The following is a 16,370-nucleotide window of genomic DNA, read 5'->3' as shown; positions in this document are numbered from 1 at the left end:
ATATGTCTGAGCAAACTATTGATTTAACCCCTACACGTCCTTATCTTGCTCGTGCAATCTATGAATGGATTTGTGATAACCAACTTACGCCTTATTTATTAGTTGATGCGACACAGCCACATACCGATGTTCCACAACAATTTGTTAAAGATGGACAAATCGTTTTAAATATCGTGCCGCATGCTGTTCATCAATTACTTATTACCAATGAAGCTATTACCTTTTCAGCTCGTTTTGGGGGAGCATCAAAAGATATTTATGTTCCTATTCAAGCTGTTCTAGGGATTTATGCACGTGAGAATGGACAAGGTTTATTCTTTGATCCTGAAGAATATGCCAATGTAATGCCTATAGAAGATACAGTAGAGTCAGAAGTACAAGAAGCAACTGAAACAACATCGACTAAGAAAAAACCGACGTTAAGAATTTTAGATTAAATTTAGAGGAAGAAAGCATGGCATTTGATTTAGTCCAATACTTTGCTGAGCAGATAAAAATTCAAAAGCCTCAGCTTTTAAATCAATATCCAGTTAATGAAAAAAATAAACTGATTGATGAGGTGAATATTCTTACGCTTGGAAAACTGATTAGTTTATGGCGTCAAAATGACAATAAGATTTATCAAGAAATCAAAACCTCAGATCCACTTTATATTCAAGAAGTTGCTCGTCATTTAACGACTTCTAAACATAATCAGTCGACTTTAAAAAATTCAGAACTCGAACAGAGTATTTCTGAAATTTTAACTTTGCAGTTAGCAGAACTTAACCAGCTCGATGAGACAGGTGGTTTTGGACATAATGGCTTAAAAGAATTAATTTTAGGTCAGATCGAGCATTTATCAGGTCAAGCAGAAGATTGGGTTTGGTCAACAAACCATCTAAATGAATTAATTGGTTCTAAACCTGTGGAACAAGAAGAGCTATCATTGGATGCAACAATGAAGGAGTTCAACCAAATGGTTCACCAAACCCAACCTCATCATGATGACGTGCATATTGAAGAACAAGCTGTCGAAATTTCTGTACCTACATGGTCAAAGATTATTGCCCCAGTCGTTGCTTTAGCAATTTTGGGCTATTTGTACTGTGCTTATACACAATTAATTGCTTAAGAATTTGCCTATGCAATCCGCTAAATGCCACCCATAAAAGGTGGCATTTTTTATTAGATTTGAATCGTAAATAATATTTGCCGTTTTTTTACTTGTTGCCCTTGTTGACCTAAGACATCATCAACCACCCCCTCAACATCAGATTTAATCTGTTGTTGGATTTTCATGGCTTCAAGAACTAGTAAAGTTTGACCTTTCACGACTTGATCACCTTTATCAACCAAGATATTCACTACAGCGCCATCCATCGGAGCACGAATTTTGCCATCGCCGGCCACATCCACTATTTCTGGGGCAGCATAAGTTACATTGCGAATTGCAACATTGCCATTATCTCGATCTAAATAAAGTTGATCATCATCCAGTATATATTGCACACGGCGACGTACACCATCCATTAAATAAACTAATTGCTCTGCCGTTCTTTCGAGCACTTCAATACTAACTGATTGATCGCAGAGCTGTACCGTAAACGTATTATTTAGCGATGAAAGCTGCAATTGAACTTGCTGATCATCATATTTAAGCTTTAATGGTAATGGCACACCTAGGCCAGTTTGCCACACTGCCGCACCGTTACTTTGGCTAAATAATGCCGCAGCAATTGCTAAGGTTTCTAAAGATAGAACCTGCTTATGTAGACTGCTGTCATTTTGAAAATGCCGTTGAATGAACGCAGTATTAGTATCTCCTGCAACAACTATTGGATGTCTCAGTAAATTGACCAAAAACTGTTTATTGCTATTTACACCTAGCAAAACACAATCATCCACAGCACGAGCGAGTAAGCGAATCGCATCCTCACGGGTTTTCCCATATGCGATCACCTTTGCTACCATCGGATCGTAAAACGGACTAACCTCATCAGTTACTAACATCCCATGATCAATCCGTACATTTGGCAAAGTTGCCGGCTGCCAACGCAGAACTTGTCCTGTTTGTGGTAAGAAATCTTGCCGTGGATCTTCTGCATACAGGCGCACTTCAATTGCATGCCCAGTTAAGGTCAACTCATGTTGTTGCAAGGGTAACGGTTCACCATTGGCAACACGCAACTGCCACTCAACTAAATCTAAACCTGTAATGAGTTCAGTAACAGGATGCTCTACCTGCAAACGGGTATTCATTTCTAAAAAATAAAATGTACCTGATGCATCAAGTAAAAACTCAACTGTACCTGCCCCGACATAAGCACATGCTTTAGCTGCTGCTACAGCGGCCTCACCCATTTGCTGACGCAGTTCAGAAGTCATGACTGGACATGGTGCTTCTTCAACAACCTTTTGGTGACGTCGCTGGATTGAACAATCACGTTCAAATAAATAGACATAATTGCCGTGTGTATCACCAAAAACCTGAATTTCGACATGGCGCGGCGCAATCACTGCTTTTTCTAAAATAAGCTCACCTGAACCAAAAGCATTTTCAGCCTCTGAACGTGCTGTTTGTAATGCCTCAATCAATTCGGATGACTGCTGTACCAAACGCATCCCGCGGCCACCACCACCTGCTGAAGCTTTGACCATAATCGGAAAGCCAATCTGCTCAGCTTGTGCTGCTAAATACTCAAGGTCTTGTCGATCACCTTCATAACCCGGTACACACGGGACGCCTGCTTCAATCATGGCAATTTTTGAGAGTCGTTTACTCCCCATTAGCTCAATTGCAGAAGCTGTTGGCCCAATAAATGTAATCTGGTTATCGATACATGCCTGAGCAAAATCAGTGTTTTCTGACAAAAAACCATAACCGGGGTGAACAGCATCTGCCCCAGTTTTTTTACAGGCTTCGATAATTTTAGCAATGGAAAGATAAGACTCGGATACTTTAGATGTCCCAATGTAAACAGCTTCATCGGCTTCTTGTACATGCCGAGCGTTACGGTCTGCATCAGAATAAACCGCCACAGTTTGATAGCCCATTGCTTTGGCTGTTTGCATAACTCGAACTGCAATTTCACCACGATTGGCAATCAGTACTTTTGAAAATTTCATTATTTTTATCCTTATCTTTTATGACTCATCGGCCCAATTTGGCAAACGTTTCTGGATAAAAGCCATCGTTCCTTCTTGTCCTTCAGCTCCACCAACTGCTTGGGCAAACTGCTGAGCTGCGTCATCGAGCAATTCATTTAAAGGTTCATTAAGCGTTCGATGTAACAGTGCTTTAGTCACACGCGAAGCTTGAGGAGCTGCTCGTTTAATTTGCTGAATCGTTTCTTGTAAAGCTTGCTCAAGTTCAATTTCATTATGTGCAATTTGATGAACCACACCGACATTCAGTGCCGTATGCCCTTCAAAGCGCATACCTAATAAAGCTAATCGACGAGCTTGAGTTAGACCAATACGTTTCACTACAAAAGGAGCAATTTGCGCAGGAATCACTCCAAGACCGGTTTCAGGTAAACCAAACTGAGCATTGTCACGGCTAATAGCAACATCGGAAACACATGCCAGACCAAAACCACCACCTAACACCGCGCCTTCTAAAATCACCACAACCGTTTGCGGTGCGGCTTCAACTTGCTCAAGCATGGCACCAAAACGGCGGTTAAAGTCCACATAAGGTTGTAGACTGCCAACATTAGCTGCCTCAACACGTAAAGCTGCCATGTCTTTGATGTCACCACCCGCACAAAAAGTTCCACCTTCACCACGAATGATGACAGCACGAATCGAAAGGTCATCGCGAATGGCATTAAAGACTTGTTGAATGGCATTGACCATCTTGAAGTTCATGGCATTACGGCTCTCTGGTCGGTTTAACCAGAGATATAAAATACTGCCGTCTTGTTCTAATTGAATGCTGTCGTCAATATCTATAGCTTGTAGAGATGCTGAAAGTGTCATGGTCGATTCCTTATTTTTATTTCTGTTTTTTAGGTAGGATGTCCATCAACTTACAGATAATCCCCAGCATAATCTCATCTGCCCCACCACCAATAGAGCCTAAACGACCATCACGGTACAGTTGTGATGCAGGGTTATCCCACATGAAGCCATTGCCGCCCCAATATTGCAGACAGCTATCGGCAACTTCACGGCTTAAACGGCCTGCTTTTAGTTTTGCCATAGAAGCCAGCTTGGTCACATCTTCACCCGCAATATGCTGCTCACACGCCTGATAGGTGAGTGCTTTAAGTGCTTCTACTTCAGTCATAAGTTCAGCAAAACGGAAATGTATATATTGGTTATTGATGAGTGGCTGGCCAAACGTGGTACGCTCTTTGGTATAGTCGATAGTCTTCTGGATTAAATTTTCCAAACCACCAATAGCATTAGCACAAGCCCATAACCGCTCTTCCTGAAATTGCATCATTTGCATCATAAAGCCCATGCCTTCAACGCCAACCAAATTACGCTGCGGTACACGGACATTGTCCAAATAAACTTGCGCTGTGGTCGTTGAACGCATCCCTAATTTATTAAGGGGTTCTGAAAAACTAATCCCTTTCGTTTTTGCGGGCACAATAATCATTGACTTATTAACGTGGGGTTTATCATCAGACGTGTTGGCTAAAAGACAAAAGAAGTCAGCTTGTAATGAGTTGGTAATCCACATTTTGCTGCCGTTAATAACGTAGTCATCGCCATCTTTTTTAGCTGTGGTTTTAATAGCAGCAACGTCTGAACCGGCATGCACTTCAGATACCGCAATCGATGCGACATACTCCCCGGCAATCGCTGGTGTTAAAAACTCATCACGTAATTCTTTACTACCAAAACGGGCCAAAGCTGGTGTTGCCATATCGGTTTGCACACCAATCGCCAAAGGCACGCCACCACAAGCTGCATAGCCAATTTCTTCAGCAACCACAAGGTTATAAGAATAGTCTAGAGCTAAACCGCCATTTTCTTCTGGCTTACAAATTCCTAATAAACCAAGATCACCCATCTTCTTAAATACTTCATGGATTGGGAAACGTCCCGCAGCCTCCCATTCTGGAATATGTGGATTCAACTCATTTTGAACAAATTGACGAGCTGTACGGCGCAATGCTTCATGTTCGGCAGTAAATTTCATGGTGTTATTCCTATTAATTTTTTTAATTGCGGTAAAGGTTGATTAAAAACGAGATACACCAAAACGAGTTGGATTCAACTCTCTTTGCTGTGCTTCATAAATAGTTTGTAAAAGGAAAATTAATAATTTTCGAGTGTCTCGCGGGTCAATAATGCCATCATCATGTAGCATGGCCGTATTGAAAAGTGCGGTAGATTGCTGCTCTAATTTCATCGCCGTACTTTGCTCAAGAAAATCGAGCATCTGCGGATTCGGCTCCTGCCCTGAAGCTTTTTGCTTTCCTTCAGCCACAATGCGTAGTACCTTTCCAGCCTGTGCAGAACCCATTACAGCAACATGCGAATTCGGCCAAGCAAAAATAAAATCTGGTGATAAACTCCGACCGCACATCGCATAGTTACCAGCACCATATGACCCTGCTACAACGATTGAAATTTTAGGTACAGTACAATTGGCAACCGCTTGAATCAATTTCGAGCCGTGTTTGATAATACCGTTTTGCTCTGCGTCAGTTCCTACCATAAAACCCGTGGTGTTATGCAAAAATAATAATGGACGCTTGGTCTGTTCACACAGATGTATAAACTGCGCTGCCTTCGCTGCCCCTTGAGGTGTAATCGGGCCATTATTAGTAATAATACCGATATACAAGCCACCAATTTTTGCCCAGCCACATACTGTTAAATCATCATATTCCTGTTTAAATTCTAGAAAATCCGAATCATCAATAATACGAGCAACCACTTCTTTCATATTGAATGGTTGTTTAGGGTCACTTGGAATAACACCCAACAGTTCCTCGGTATCGTAACGAGGTTCTTTATAAGTCGTTTCAACTGGCTTGATTTGCTCTTTCCAGTTCAGGTGTTCAAAAATTTCACGTGCCAGTCGAATCCCATCAGCATCATTTTCAGCCAGATATTCTGCTGTTCCAGCAATCTGTGCATGCATTTCTGCCCCACCTAATTCCTCGGCTGTTGCTACTTCGCCCGTGGCAGCCAAAAGTAAAGGTGGACCTGCAAGCAACATCTCGGTTTGCTTACGCACGGCAATGACATAATCTGAAAGACCGGGTTGATAAGCACCACCTGCCGTTGCATTACCATGCACCACAGCAAGTTGTGGAATACCTGCTGCAGAAAGACGTGCCTGATTGGCAAAAGTCATGCCGCCATAGGTAAATACTTCCGCAGCATAATTTAAGTTAGCGCCGCCACTTTCAGTCAGCGTAATTAACGGGAGCTTTTGTTCTAATGCAATTTTTTGCAAACGCAACGTTTTTTGTACACCCATAGGTGACATGGTCCCGCCTTTAATTGCGCTATTGCTTGCAGATACGAGACAACGCACACCACTGACAAAACCAATGCCAGCAATCACGCCGCCACCCGCTTCAGAACCATCTTTATCATCATGCATGTTGTAACCGACCAAACCACACAGCTCAACAAAAGGTGAATCGGCATCGAGCAACAACCGTACACGCTCATGCGGCAAAATCTTGCCTTTCTTATCGAACTTCGGTTTGGCAGCATATGACTTTTCAATACTTTTTTGCTGAATTGCACGTACTTCATTCAACTGAGCAAGCAGTGCTTCTTTATTGTTTTGATACTGTTCACTGCCTACTGCAATCTCTGATGGAAGAATTGTCATCGTTATTCCTCCTCAGTTTGTTTTTTAAAAATTTCAGGAATAAATGCACGGTGGAAACCATTATAAGACTGACTATTTGTGGCTTCGCCTAGTGGATACATACGTGTACCTTGTGATGCTGCGCCATCAATACGCAAAGTCACACCCGACACAAAAGCCGCAGCATCAGATAGTAAATAACAAATCGCCGAGGATACTTCTGACTCGGTTCCCATACGTTTTAACGGCACATTGCTAGCAAGACTTGGAATAATCACTTTGGCAAAATCACCACTATAATTATCCATACCAGATGAGACAATCCACCCTGGCGCAACCGCATTTACACGTACACCAGATTTCCCCCATTCGACCGATGCTGTTTTGGTTAAGTTATCAACTCCCGAACGCGCAGCGCCAGAATGTCCCATTCCCGGCATTCCACCCCACATATCGGCAGTCATATTGACAATACTGCCGCCATGTTTTGCCATCCATTGGTTATAAGCTTCGCGCATCAAATAGAAAGTCGCGTGCAAGTTATTACGCACAACTGCGTCAAAACCATTTGCAGAGATATTCTCTAAAGCTGAGGGGAACTGGCCGCCCGCATTGTTCACCAAACCATCCAATTTGCCGAATTTTTCAATCACTTCGGCAATCATATTTTTCACTTGTTCTTCTTCACGGTTATCACAAACAATGAAATGAACCAAACCACCATCTTCTATAATTTCTTGGCTTACTTTCTCTAATTTCTCAATTTTGCGTCCTGTAATCACTACTTGGGCACCAAGAGCAGCGAGCTCATGTGCAGTACAACGGCCAATTCCTGAGCCACCGCCTGTCACAATAATGACTTTATTGGCGAAAGCATCTGGTCTAAAAGTTGATTGATAACTCATCTTTGTTTCTTCCATTCATTTTATTTTTCTAAAAGCTGTGCCGGAACTTTGACAGGCATATCCAATAATTGCTGTGCGAATGCTTTACCTTGTGGGTCAATACGCAAACTTGCAACCCCACCACCGCCTAAAGCATTTTCCAGCATAAAATTCAGTGCATTTAAACCCGGCAACTCATAACGAATCACTCGCCCTTTCTCTGCATCCAAAACATGCTGCATATAGCTTGCAACCGCCTGTTCAGTCAGTGCCGCACGAATCCACGGTAAATATGCTGCTTTACGCGCAATCACACCGATATTGCTATGATTACCTTTATCACCACTGCGGGCATGTGCAATTTCAATCAAAGGAACTTCAATTTCATCTCCTTGATAAACTGCATTTTCGCCTGCTGTTAATGTAGGTAATTGCTCTGTAGAAATTATTTGTGGAACCTCAACTGGATAACGTTTGCCTTCAAAATCGATTTCGACATTAACTTGATTTTTATCAATTAAAAATGAAAATAACTTAATGACTGGAGACGCTTTTGGACGTCCTCCAACAATTCCTGCCAAGGCTGGAGCCATGCCTGTAGAGGCCTGTGCAATTTCAGAAGCAAAGAACATACAGGCTTCTTTAAACATGTGTTTTACAGCGATTTTAACGACCACTTCACGACTATTTAATGCCTGAGCATGTGCACCATAGGTACTTTCAATCCCTAAGATTTCAACCGATTTTTCACTAAAAGGTGGCACTGAGCGCATTGCTAAAACCCGCTCACATTTACTCAAAATCGCATCGGCAATGACTTGTGCTTTTTGTGGAGCTTCGCGACCTGCAATTAAAAAACTGACTAAAACCCGATATCCATCTGGGTAAGTCGCACTGACTTTATACTGTGCAGTCGGTGCTTGTCCTTTTGCCCCTGTCACACGAACTCGATGTTCCCCGACTTGCTCTAAATGCACCTGACTAAAATCCGCAATTACATCGGGTAATAAATATGCTTGAGGATTACCTATTTCATAAACAATTTGCTCAGCAACAGTTGCCGGAGATACCAGTCCTCCTGTCCCCTGTGGTTTAGTCACAATAAATGAGCCATCTTCACTCACTTCAACGACTGGAAACCCCATGTTGTCGAAGCCCTGCACCAATTGCCAGTCGGTAAAGTTACCACCCGTACATTGCGCACCACATTCAATCACATGACCTGCCAGTGAACCTTGCGCCAATTTGTCATAATCATCAAGCGACCATTTATATTCATGAAGCAAGGGTGCAAGTACCACCGCAGAGTCAACCACACGGCCAGTTATCACAATATCGGCGCCTAAGTCTAAGGCATCACGAATAGCAACCGCACCTAAATAGGCATTACTGCTCGCTACCTGATCTGGCAAAGCTTCCCCGCTAAACATTTCCCGAATATTTTGCTGCTTGAGTTGTTCATGCTGTGCTAAAAGATCATCGCCTAAAACCACAGCAACTCTCAGATCTAGACCATATTCTTTAATTATTTTTTGCAAAGCATCTCGACATGCCAATGGATTAACACCACCAGCATTACTAATGACCTTAATCTTTTTTACTGCAATTTTTTTAAGTAAAGGTGCCATCACCCGACTGACAAAGTCCAATGCATAGCCATGTTTTGGCTCTACCATTTTCGCTTTTGCCATAATCGACATGGTGATTTCTGATAAGTAATCAAAAACCAAATAATTAATATCAGCTAAATGTACTAATTGGAAAGCGGCAGTATTGGTATCCCCCCAAAAACCTGAGGCACAACCTATTTTTAAGACACGCTTACCATCCTGCTGATCACTTACCATTTTATTTCTCATTATTTTGTTTAAAAATTACACTCAACATTACCAAGCAAGCGCTTGGTTTGTAAAGAGCAAAATGTTATTGTGAAACTGACTAAAACTGCCAAACTTAACCATTAAGTGAAAACAGAAGAAAATTTGGCAAATTTTTCCGTTAAGTATTTTTATATAAAGGATTTAGCTTTCGTATGATTGCGACTTCAATTGAACAGATTCCAAATATCTCTTGTTTTGATGACAGCCCACGTGGTCGTTTATTACATGGGGCTGCCTATCTATTTCACAAACAAGGTTATGACAAAACCACTGTACGCGAACTTGCTCAATTTATTGGGATTCAATCAGGGAGCTTATTTCATCACTTCAAAAGTAAAGATGACATCCTTGCTCACGTAATGGAAGAAACTATTATTTACAATCTTGCTCGTTTAGAAGATGCAGCAGCTCAATCTACCGATCCAGAACAACAATTACGTGCCCTTATTAAAGCTGAACTTAACTCAATTACCGGAGATACGGGTGCAGCAATGGCTGTTTTGGTTTATGAGTGGTTTGCACTGTCAAAAGAAAAACAAAATTATCTTTTAAAAATGCGTAATGAATATGAACAAATCTGGCTAGATATTATTGAAAAGTTGCACACTCAGGGCAAAATAAAACATGATGCCTTTATTTGGCGAAGATTAGTTGGTGGTGCGATTTCATGGACCGTAACTTGGTATAAATCTGAGGGTAAAGTTAAAATTGATGAGTTAACGGAAATGGTTTGGGAAATGGCTTTGAAATAAAAAAGGTGGCTCAATGACCACCTTAGAAGAATCAATAACCCAACTGCTTACTAATCAAATCTTTCATAATTTCTTCGGCACCACCACCAATCATATTGACCTTCACTTCACGGTAAATACGTTCAGACTTAGTCCCACGCATAAATCCCATGCCTCCCAAAGTTTGTACTGCTGCATCAGCACAAAATTGCATAGTACGAGTCGCAACATTTTTAAGCATTGAAATTTGTGCCACTAACTCAGGTCCTTGTAACTTCGGCTGAGTCATTTTCCACGCAGTTTCTTCAAGCAATGCCCGTGTTGAGGTCAATTGCGTTGCCATATCTACTAGTTTATGACGAATCACTTGATGATCAATTAATCTTTTACCAAAAGTTTTACGTTGCTGCGCCCAGTCTAAAGCTTCTTCGTAACAGACTAAAGCATAACCATAAGCCACCACGCCTAAGAAAAAACGCTCCATATTAAAGTTATTCATAATGACTTTAAAGCCAGCATTTTCTTTGCCAAGAAGATGTGATGCAGGAACTCGTACTTGATCAAAATGCAAATGAGCTGTATCAGAAGCCCACCATCCCATTTTCTTCAAAGGTGTTTTAGTGATCCCCGCACTGTGCGCATCAACGAGCAACATTGAAATACCTTCAGCACCTGTTTTTGTCGGATCTGTACGCACTGCAACTGTATAGTAATCTGCACGAATTCCCGACGTAATAAAGGTCTTCTCACCAGAGACAATATAATAATCACCATCACGAATGGCTTTAGTTTGTAATGCGGCTACATCAGAACCACCACCCGGTTCTGTAATTGCTAGTGCAGAAATTTTTTCACCAGAAATAATACTTGGCAGGACTCTAGCTTTTAACTCCTCACTTCCAAAGTGCTGGATTGGTGGAGCACCAATTGTGTGTACCATTAACGAGATATGCACTCCCCCCGAACCCGCCTTTGCCATTTCGATACCAGCCAGTAATGAATAAAATGGATCTGCATCTGGAATGCCACCATATTCTTCAGAAAAGCCTAGCCCCAATAGACCAATTTCAGCAGCCTTTCTATAAAGCTCTCTAGGAAATGTCTCGGCTTCATCCCATTCATTAACGAAAGGTGCCATTTCTTTTTGTACAAATCGACGAACATTATCAGCAAAAGCAATATGTTGTTCATTATAGTAAATTGGGTTGAGTTGCATGTGTAGAAATGTCCTGATGTTTTTATTTAAATCCAGCACCTATCTTGTCATGTTTGCCCTCAATCAAAAGTTGCAAGAATCTCCATTTTCTTGGCATAAAACATCAAATAGAATTATTTTTATTTGAGTGAAACACCTATACTCTTAAGCAACAGCGAAAACCACGGACAGCATAATATGATTGTGCTCCATTATGATAAATAAAGACTCGACCATAGCGACGATCAGCAAAAAGCGCTCCGCCTAATTTACGAATCTCCGCTGTGGTTGCAATCCAACTTGATGTTTTAAGGTCAAACTCTTCAATCTGTTGCAATTGATAATACTGCTCTTCTGTTAGGAGTTCGACTCCCATTTCCTGAGCCACATCTATTGCACTGCTTTTAGGAGAATGATCTTTTCTAGATTGTAAGGCCTCACGATCATAACAAAGGCTTCTACGACCTTTGGGTGTTTCAGCAGAGCAATCTACAAATAAATATTCATCTTTTTGCTGGTTATACGCGACAACGTCTGGCTCTCCCCCTGTATTCTCCATTTCTTGCAATGACCACAATTTTTCTGGTGACTCTATTAATTTTGTTCGCACATTTGTCCACTCAATTTCTTTATGGCGATGTGAATTCTTTTCAAATCTAGCTTTTAATAGCTCAATTAAAACCTCTATTTGTTTTGGAGATAACTGGTTTTTAGTTGTCATGGAATAAATCCTTATATTTCTTAAACTGAACGTCCATCAAAATAATTAATTTTCTTTCTTTAATATCTAGCGCTTCTCTGCCTCGAACATTAATTGCAGAGTAGAACTAAATCCAATATCTCTACATTAGGTTCCATAGTTAAGATAATAAATAATCTTTTACTATATATTTAATTCCAAAAGTGTCCACAACGCTTACATCTTTTTTTCCTTTTGAGCCTCATAAGGAAACGAGAAAGTTTTAACTACGATCCATTGCATATTAAATTTCTAATTAGGTAAATAATTTTAGATTAGCTTTATTTCTTTATAATTTGACTCAATTTTAATGTTTGAAGAATTGGCGATTAAGTTTCCACTTAATTCCCCACAAATATCTTTTAGGCATAAAAAAACACCCCTGACCATTGAGTCTGGGGTGTTTGAATAATGAGCTGGCGATGACTTACTCTCACATGGGTAACCCCACACTACCATCAGCGCTAAGAGGTTTCACTTCTGAGTTCGGGAAGGGATCAGGTGGTTCACTCTTGCTATGGTCGCCAGCACAACTGGTATGGATACTTGCTTCGTTTTATTCACATGGTGATACGTTGCGTTTTCCAAATCTTTACAGATGGGCTGATTGAATCTTACTTTATCTGTTCATTTTAGCTAAGCGTTTAACTAAATCAAGTTGCTTTGCATGTTTATGAATCGATTGATGCTTCATATACAACTGCTTGGGTGTTGTATAGTCAAGCCTCACGAGCAATTAGTATTGGTCAGCTTCACATATCACTATGCTTCCACATCCAACCTATCAACGTCCTAGTCTCGAACGGCTCTTTAGAGGAATAAATTCCTAGGGAAATCTTATCTTGAGGTAGGCTTCCCGCTTAGATGCTTTCAGCGGTTATCCCTTCCGAACATAGCTACCCGGCGATGCGACTGGCGTCACAACCGGTACACCAGAGGTTCGTCCACTCTGGTCCTCTCGTACTAGGAGCAGATCCTCTCAAATTTCCAGCGCCCACGGTAGATAGGGACCGAACTGTCTCACGACGTTCTAAACCCAGCTCGCGTACCTCTTTAAATGGCGAACAGCCATACCCTTGGGACCTGCTTCAGCCCCAGGATGAGATGAGCCGACATCGAGGTGCCAAACACCGCCGTCGATATGAACTCTTGGGCGGTATCAGCCTGTTATCCCCAGAGTACCTTTTATCCGTTGAGCGATGGCCCTTCCATACAGAACCACCGGATCACTAAGACCTACTTTCGTACCTGCTCGACTTGTGGGTCTCGCAGTTAAGCGCGCTTTTGCCTTTATACTCTACGCGTGATTTCCGACCACGCTGAGCGCACCTTCGTACTCCTCCGTTACTCTTTAGGAGGAGACCGCCCCAGTCAAACTACCCACCAGACACGGTCCTCGTCCCGGATAACGGGACAGAGTTAGAACCTCAACATTACCAGGGTGGTATTTCAAGGACGGCTCCATTGGAACTAGCGTTCCAACTTCAAAGCCTCCCACCTATCCTACACAAGTAAGGTCAAAGTTCAGTGTCAAGCTGCAGTAAAGGTTCACGGGGTCTTTCCGTCTAGCCGCGGGTACACTGCATCTTCACAGCGATTTCGATTTCACTGAGCCTCTGCTGGAGACAGCGCCGCCATCATTATGCCATTCGTGCAGGTCGGAACTTACCCGACAAGGAATTTCGCTACCTTAGGACCGTTATAGTTACGGCCGCCGTTTACTGGGGCTTCGATCAAGAGCTTCGCTTACGCTAACCCCATCAATTAACCTTCCAGCACCGGGCAGGCATCACACCCTATACGTCCACTTTCGTGTTTGCAGAGTGCTATGTTTTTAATAAACAGTTGCAGCGGCCTGGTTTCTGCGGCTGTCGTCAGCTCAGGAAGCAAGTTCCATCACCAACAACAGCGTACCTTCTCCCGAAGTTACGGTACCATTTTGCCTAGTTCCTTCAGCAGAGTTCTCTCAAGCGCCTTGGTCTACTCGACCTGACCACCTGTGTCGGTTTCGGGTACGATTCCTGTGTAACTGAAGCTTAGAGACTTTTCCTGGAAGCATGGTATCAGCCACTTCGCTGTACAAGTACAGCTTGCTATCGGATCTCAGTATAGAGTACCCCGGATTTGCCTAAGATACATACCTACATCCTTCCACCTGGACAACCAACGCCAGGCTGACTTAACCTTCTCCGTCCTCTCATCGCATTACACAGAAGTATTGGAATATTAACCAATTTCCCATCGACTACGCCTTTCGGCCTCGCCTTAGGGGTCGACTCACCCAGCCCCGATTAACGTTGGACTGGAACCCTTGGTCTTTCGGCGAACGGGTTTTTCACCCGTTTTGTCGTTACTCACGTCAGCATTCGCACTTCTGATACCTCCAGCATACTTCTCAATACACCTTCATCGGCTTACAGAACGCTCCCCTACCACTTGACTAATGTCAAATCCGCAGCTTCGGCACATAGTTTTAGCCCCGTTACATCTTCCGCGCAGGCCGACTCGACTAGTGAGCTATTACGCTTTCTTTAAAGGGTGGCTGCTTCTAAGCCAACCTCCTAGCTGTCTATGCCTTCCCACATCGTTTCCCACTTAACTATGATTTTGGGGCCTTAGCTGGCGGTCTGGATTGTTTTCCTCTTGACTACGGACGTTAGCACCCGCAGTCTGTCTCCCGGATAGTACTCATAGGTATTCGGAGTTTGCATCGGTTTGGTAAGTCGGGATGACCCCCTAGCCGAAACAGTGCTCTACCCCCTATGGTATTCGTCCGAGGCGCTACCTAAATAGCTTTCGGGGAGAACCAGCTATCACCAGGCTTGATTAGCCTTTCACCCCTATCCACAAGTCATCCCCTGGCTTTTCAACGACAGTGGGTTCGGTCCTCCAGTTAGTGTTACCCAACCTTCAACCTGCTCATGGATAGATCGCCTGGTTTCGGGTCTATACCCAGCAACTAAACGCCCTATTAAGACTCGGTTTCCCTACGGCTCCCCTATACGGTTAACCTTGCTACTGAATATAAGTCGCTGACCCATTATACAAAAGGTACGCAGTCACACCACGAAGGTGCTCCCACTGCTTGTATGCATGCGGTTTCAGGATCTATTTCACTCCCCTCACAGGGGTTCTTTTCGCCTTTCCCTCACGGTACTGGTTCACTATCGGTCAGTCAGGAGTATTTAGCCTTGGAGGATGGTCCCCCCATATTCAGACAAGGTTTCACGTGCCTCGCCCTACTCGTCATCATTATGTGTGCCCTTTCGTGTACGGGAATATCACCCTCTACGTTCGCACTTCCCAGAGCGTTCCACTAAAACACACATAACTTAATGGGCTGATCCCCGTTCGCTCGCCGCTACTGAGGGAATCTCAATTGATTTCTTTTCCTAAGGGTACTGAGATGTTTCACTTCCCCTCGTTCGCCTTGCAACACTATGTATTCATGTTGCAATACCTACCTTAAAGTAGGTGGGTTTCCCCATTCAGAAATCTCCGGATCAAAGGATATTTGCCGCCTCCCCGGAGCTTATCGCAGGCTATTACGTCTTTCATCGCCTCTGACTGCCAAGGCATCCACCACATGCACTTAATTACTTGACTATACAACCCCAAACAGTCGTCAACACCTACAAGTGAGTGTTGTCCGTGCGATTCTTCATCGCTACTATCTGTTGTCTGTGTACTTAAACACTGTACAGCTTCAATCTAAATTCATATACCAAAACGCTTGATTCAGTTAATTTGCTAGTTCTCAATTCATTCAGATTAATTGCTTAATCTAAACTCTTGAGTGAACAATTTATTTCAGACTCAATTTTGCCAATCTGTTAATGAATAAACATGCCTTCGTCAGGTCATGCTTAATACCGTGATACTTAAATCACAGAAGTTAATAAACCAAGATCATATAATCTCTATTTACTAATTTCTGTAATCCGAACTTCTCTTAAGTTCTGGTGGAGACTAGGAGAGTCGAACTCCTGACCTCCTGCGTGCAAAGCAGGCGCTCTACCAACTAAGCTAAGTCCCCAGCTTACATCATCAGTCATGTATCTTTTTATCTATAACTTTAACCAGTCAAAGTCATGGTGGGTCTGACAAGACTTGAACTTGTGACCCCACGCTTATCAAGCGTGTGCTCTAACCAACTGAGCTACAGACCC

The 16,370-nt window shown here is 42.6% G+C and carries 11 protein-coding genes, 2 tRNA genes and 2 rRNA genes; 3 read left to right on the top strand and 12 right to left on the bottom strand.

Annotated features, from left to right (window positions below; translation table 11 throughout):
* Positions 1–2 precede the first annotated feature (2 nt).
* Both sspB and F931_RS20530 read left to right on the top strand, forming a co-directional pair.
* Positions 3–437, top strand: a complete 435-nt coding sequence (gene sspB / locus F931_RS20535) for a ClpXP protease specificity-enhancing factor (protein ID WP_016143018.1) — start codon at positions 3–5, stop codon at positions 435–437.
* Positions 438–454: 17 nt separating this feature from the next.
* A complete protein-coding gene (locus F931_RS20530; RefSeq protein WP_016143017.1) occupies positions 455–1,114 on the top strand; it encodes a hypothetical protein in 660 nt (219 codons plus the stop codon).
* A gap of 53 nt (positions 1,115–1,167) precedes the next feature.
* On the opposite strand, the gene F931_RS20525 is transcribed toward F931_RS20530, so the two are convergent.
* Genes F931_RS20525 through F931_RS20500 form a run of 6 tightly spaced genes read right to left on the bottom strand, consistent with a single transcriptional unit; the run spans position 1,168 to position 9,503 of the window.
* Positions 1,168–3,108, bottom strand: a complete 1,941-nt coding sequence (locus tag F931_RS20525; RefSeq protein ID WP_016143016.1) for an acetyl/propionyl/methylcrotonyl-CoA carboxylase subunit alpha — start codon at positions 3,106–3,108, stop codon at positions 1,168–1,170.
* 18 nt (positions 3,109–3,126) lie between these two features.
* On the bottom strand, positions 3,127–3,963 hold the full coding sequence (locus F931_RS20520) for an enoyl-CoA hydratase/isomerase family protein (RefSeq protein WP_016143015.1): 837 nt from the start codon (positions 3,961–3,963) through the stop codon (positions 3,127–3,129).
* 16 nt (positions 3,964–3,979) lie between these two features.
* A complete protein-coding gene (locus F931_RS20515) occupies positions 3,980–5,137 on the bottom strand; it encodes an acyl-CoA dehydrogenase family protein (protein ID WP_016143014.1) in 1,158 nt (385 codons plus the stop codon).
* 42 nt (positions 5,138–5,179) lie between these two features.
* Complete coding sequence (locus tag F931_RS20510) at positions 5,180–6,793, bottom strand: acyl-CoA carboxylase subunit beta (protein WP_016143013.1); 1,614 nt, start codon at positions 6,791–6,793, stop codon at positions 5,180–5,182.
* Positions 6,794–6,795: 2 nt separating this feature from the next.
* Positions 6,796–7,677 carry an SDR family oxidoreductase gene (locus F931_RS20505; protein WP_016143012.1) on the bottom strand — a complete coding sequence of 294 codons (882 nt, stop codon included), beginning with the start codon at positions 7,675–7,677 and terminating at the stop codon, positions 6,796–6,798.
* A 20-nt stretch (positions 7,678–7,697) separates the two neighbouring features.
* Complete coding sequence (locus F931_RS20500) at positions 7,698–9,503, bottom strand: acyclic terpene utilization AtuA family protein (RefSeq protein WP_016143011.1); 1,806 nt, start codon at positions 9,501–9,503, stop codon at positions 7,698–7,700.
* Between the two features lie 185 nt (positions 9,504–9,688).
* Between F931_RS20500 and F931_RS20495 the strand changes: the two genes are divergently transcribed.
* Positions 9,689–10,288, top strand: a complete 600-nt coding sequence (locus F931_RS20495) for a TetR/AcrR family transcriptional regulator (RefSeq protein ID WP_016143010.1) — start codon at positions 9,689–9,691, stop codon at positions 10,286–10,288.
* Between the two features lie 31 nt (positions 10,289–10,319).
* On the opposite strand, the gene F931_RS20490 is transcribed toward F931_RS20495, so the two are convergent.
* From F931_RS20490 to F931_RS20465, 6 genes are all read right to left on the bottom strand, one after another.
* Positions 10,320–11,483: an acyl-CoA dehydrogenase family protein gene (locus tag F931_RS20490; protein ID WP_016143009.1), complete on the bottom strand. Its 1,164-nt coding sequence runs from the start codon at positions 11,481–11,483 to the stop codon at positions 10,320–10,322.
* A gap of 136 nt (positions 11,484–11,619) precedes the next feature.
* Positions 11,620–12,183, bottom strand: coding sequence for a DUF4256 domain-containing protein (locus F931_RS20485; protein ID WP_016143008.1), 564 nt, complete (start codon positions 12,181–12,183; stop codon positions 11,620–11,622).
* 432 nt (positions 12,184–12,615) lie between these two features.
* Positions 12,616–12,730: ribosomal RNA gene (gene rrf / locus F931_RS20480) — 5S ribosomal RNA — on the bottom strand.
* A gap of 186 nt (positions 12,731–12,916) precedes the next feature.
* Positions 12,917–15,807 (bottom strand): 23S ribosomal RNA (locus F931_RS20475).
* Between the two features lie 354 nt (positions 15,808–16,161).
* Positions 16,162–16,237 (bottom strand) — tRNA-Ala (locus F931_RS20470).
* 56 nt (positions 16,238–16,293) lie between these two features.
* A tRNA-Ile gene (locus F931_RS20465) sits at positions 16,294–16,370 on the bottom strand.

It is taken from the genome of Acinetobacter pittii ANC 4050 (assembly GCF_000399685.1).
Lineage (GTDB): Bacteria > Pseudomonadota > Gammaproteobacteria > Pseudomonadales > Moraxellaceae > Acinetobacter > Acinetobacter pittii_E.
This window is presented reverse-complemented; position numbering and strand designations above follow the sequence as displayed.

Coding starts and splice junctions, on each gene's coding strand:
- sspB (WP_016143018.1), top strand. CDS start 3: ATGTCTGAGCAAACTATTGATTTAACCCCTACACGTCCTTATCTTGCT.
- F931_RS20505 (WP_016143012.1), bottom strand. CDS start 7,677: ATGAGTTATCAATCAACTTTTAGACCAGATGCTTTCGCCAATAAAGTC.
- F931_RS20515 (WP_016143014.1), bottom strand. CDS start 5,137: ATGAAATTTACTGCCGAACATGAAGCATTGCGCCGTACAGCTCGTCAA.
- F931_RS20530 (WP_016143017.1), top strand. CDS start 455: ATGGCATTTGATTTAGTCCAATACTTTGCTGAGCAGATAAAAATTCAA.
- F931_RS20520 (WP_016143015.1), bottom strand. CDS start 3,963: ATGACACTTTCAGCATCTCTACAAGCTATAGATATTGACGACAGCATT.
- F931_RS20510 (WP_016143013.1), bottom strand. CDS start 6,793: ATGACAATTCTTCCATCAGAGATTGCAGTAGGCAGTGAACAGTATCAA.
- F931_RS20500 (WP_016143011.1), bottom strand. CDS start 9,503: ATGGTAAGTGATCAGCAGGATGGTAAGCGTGTCTTAAAAATAGGTTGT.
- F931_RS20495 (WP_016143010.1), top strand. CDS start 9,689: ATGATTGCGACTTCAATTGAACAGATTCCAAATATCTCTTGTTTTGAT.
- F931_RS20525 (WP_016143016.1), bottom strand. CDS start 3,108: ATGAAATTTTCAAAAGTACTGATTGCCAATCGTGGTGAAATTGCAGTT.
- F931_RS20490 (WP_016143009.1), bottom strand. CDS start 11,483: ATGCAACTCAACCCAATTTACTATAATGAACAACATATTGCTTTTGCT.
- F931_RS20485 (WP_016143008.1), bottom strand. CDS start 12,183: ATGACAACTAAAAACCAGTTATCTCCAAAACAAATAGAGGTTTTAATT.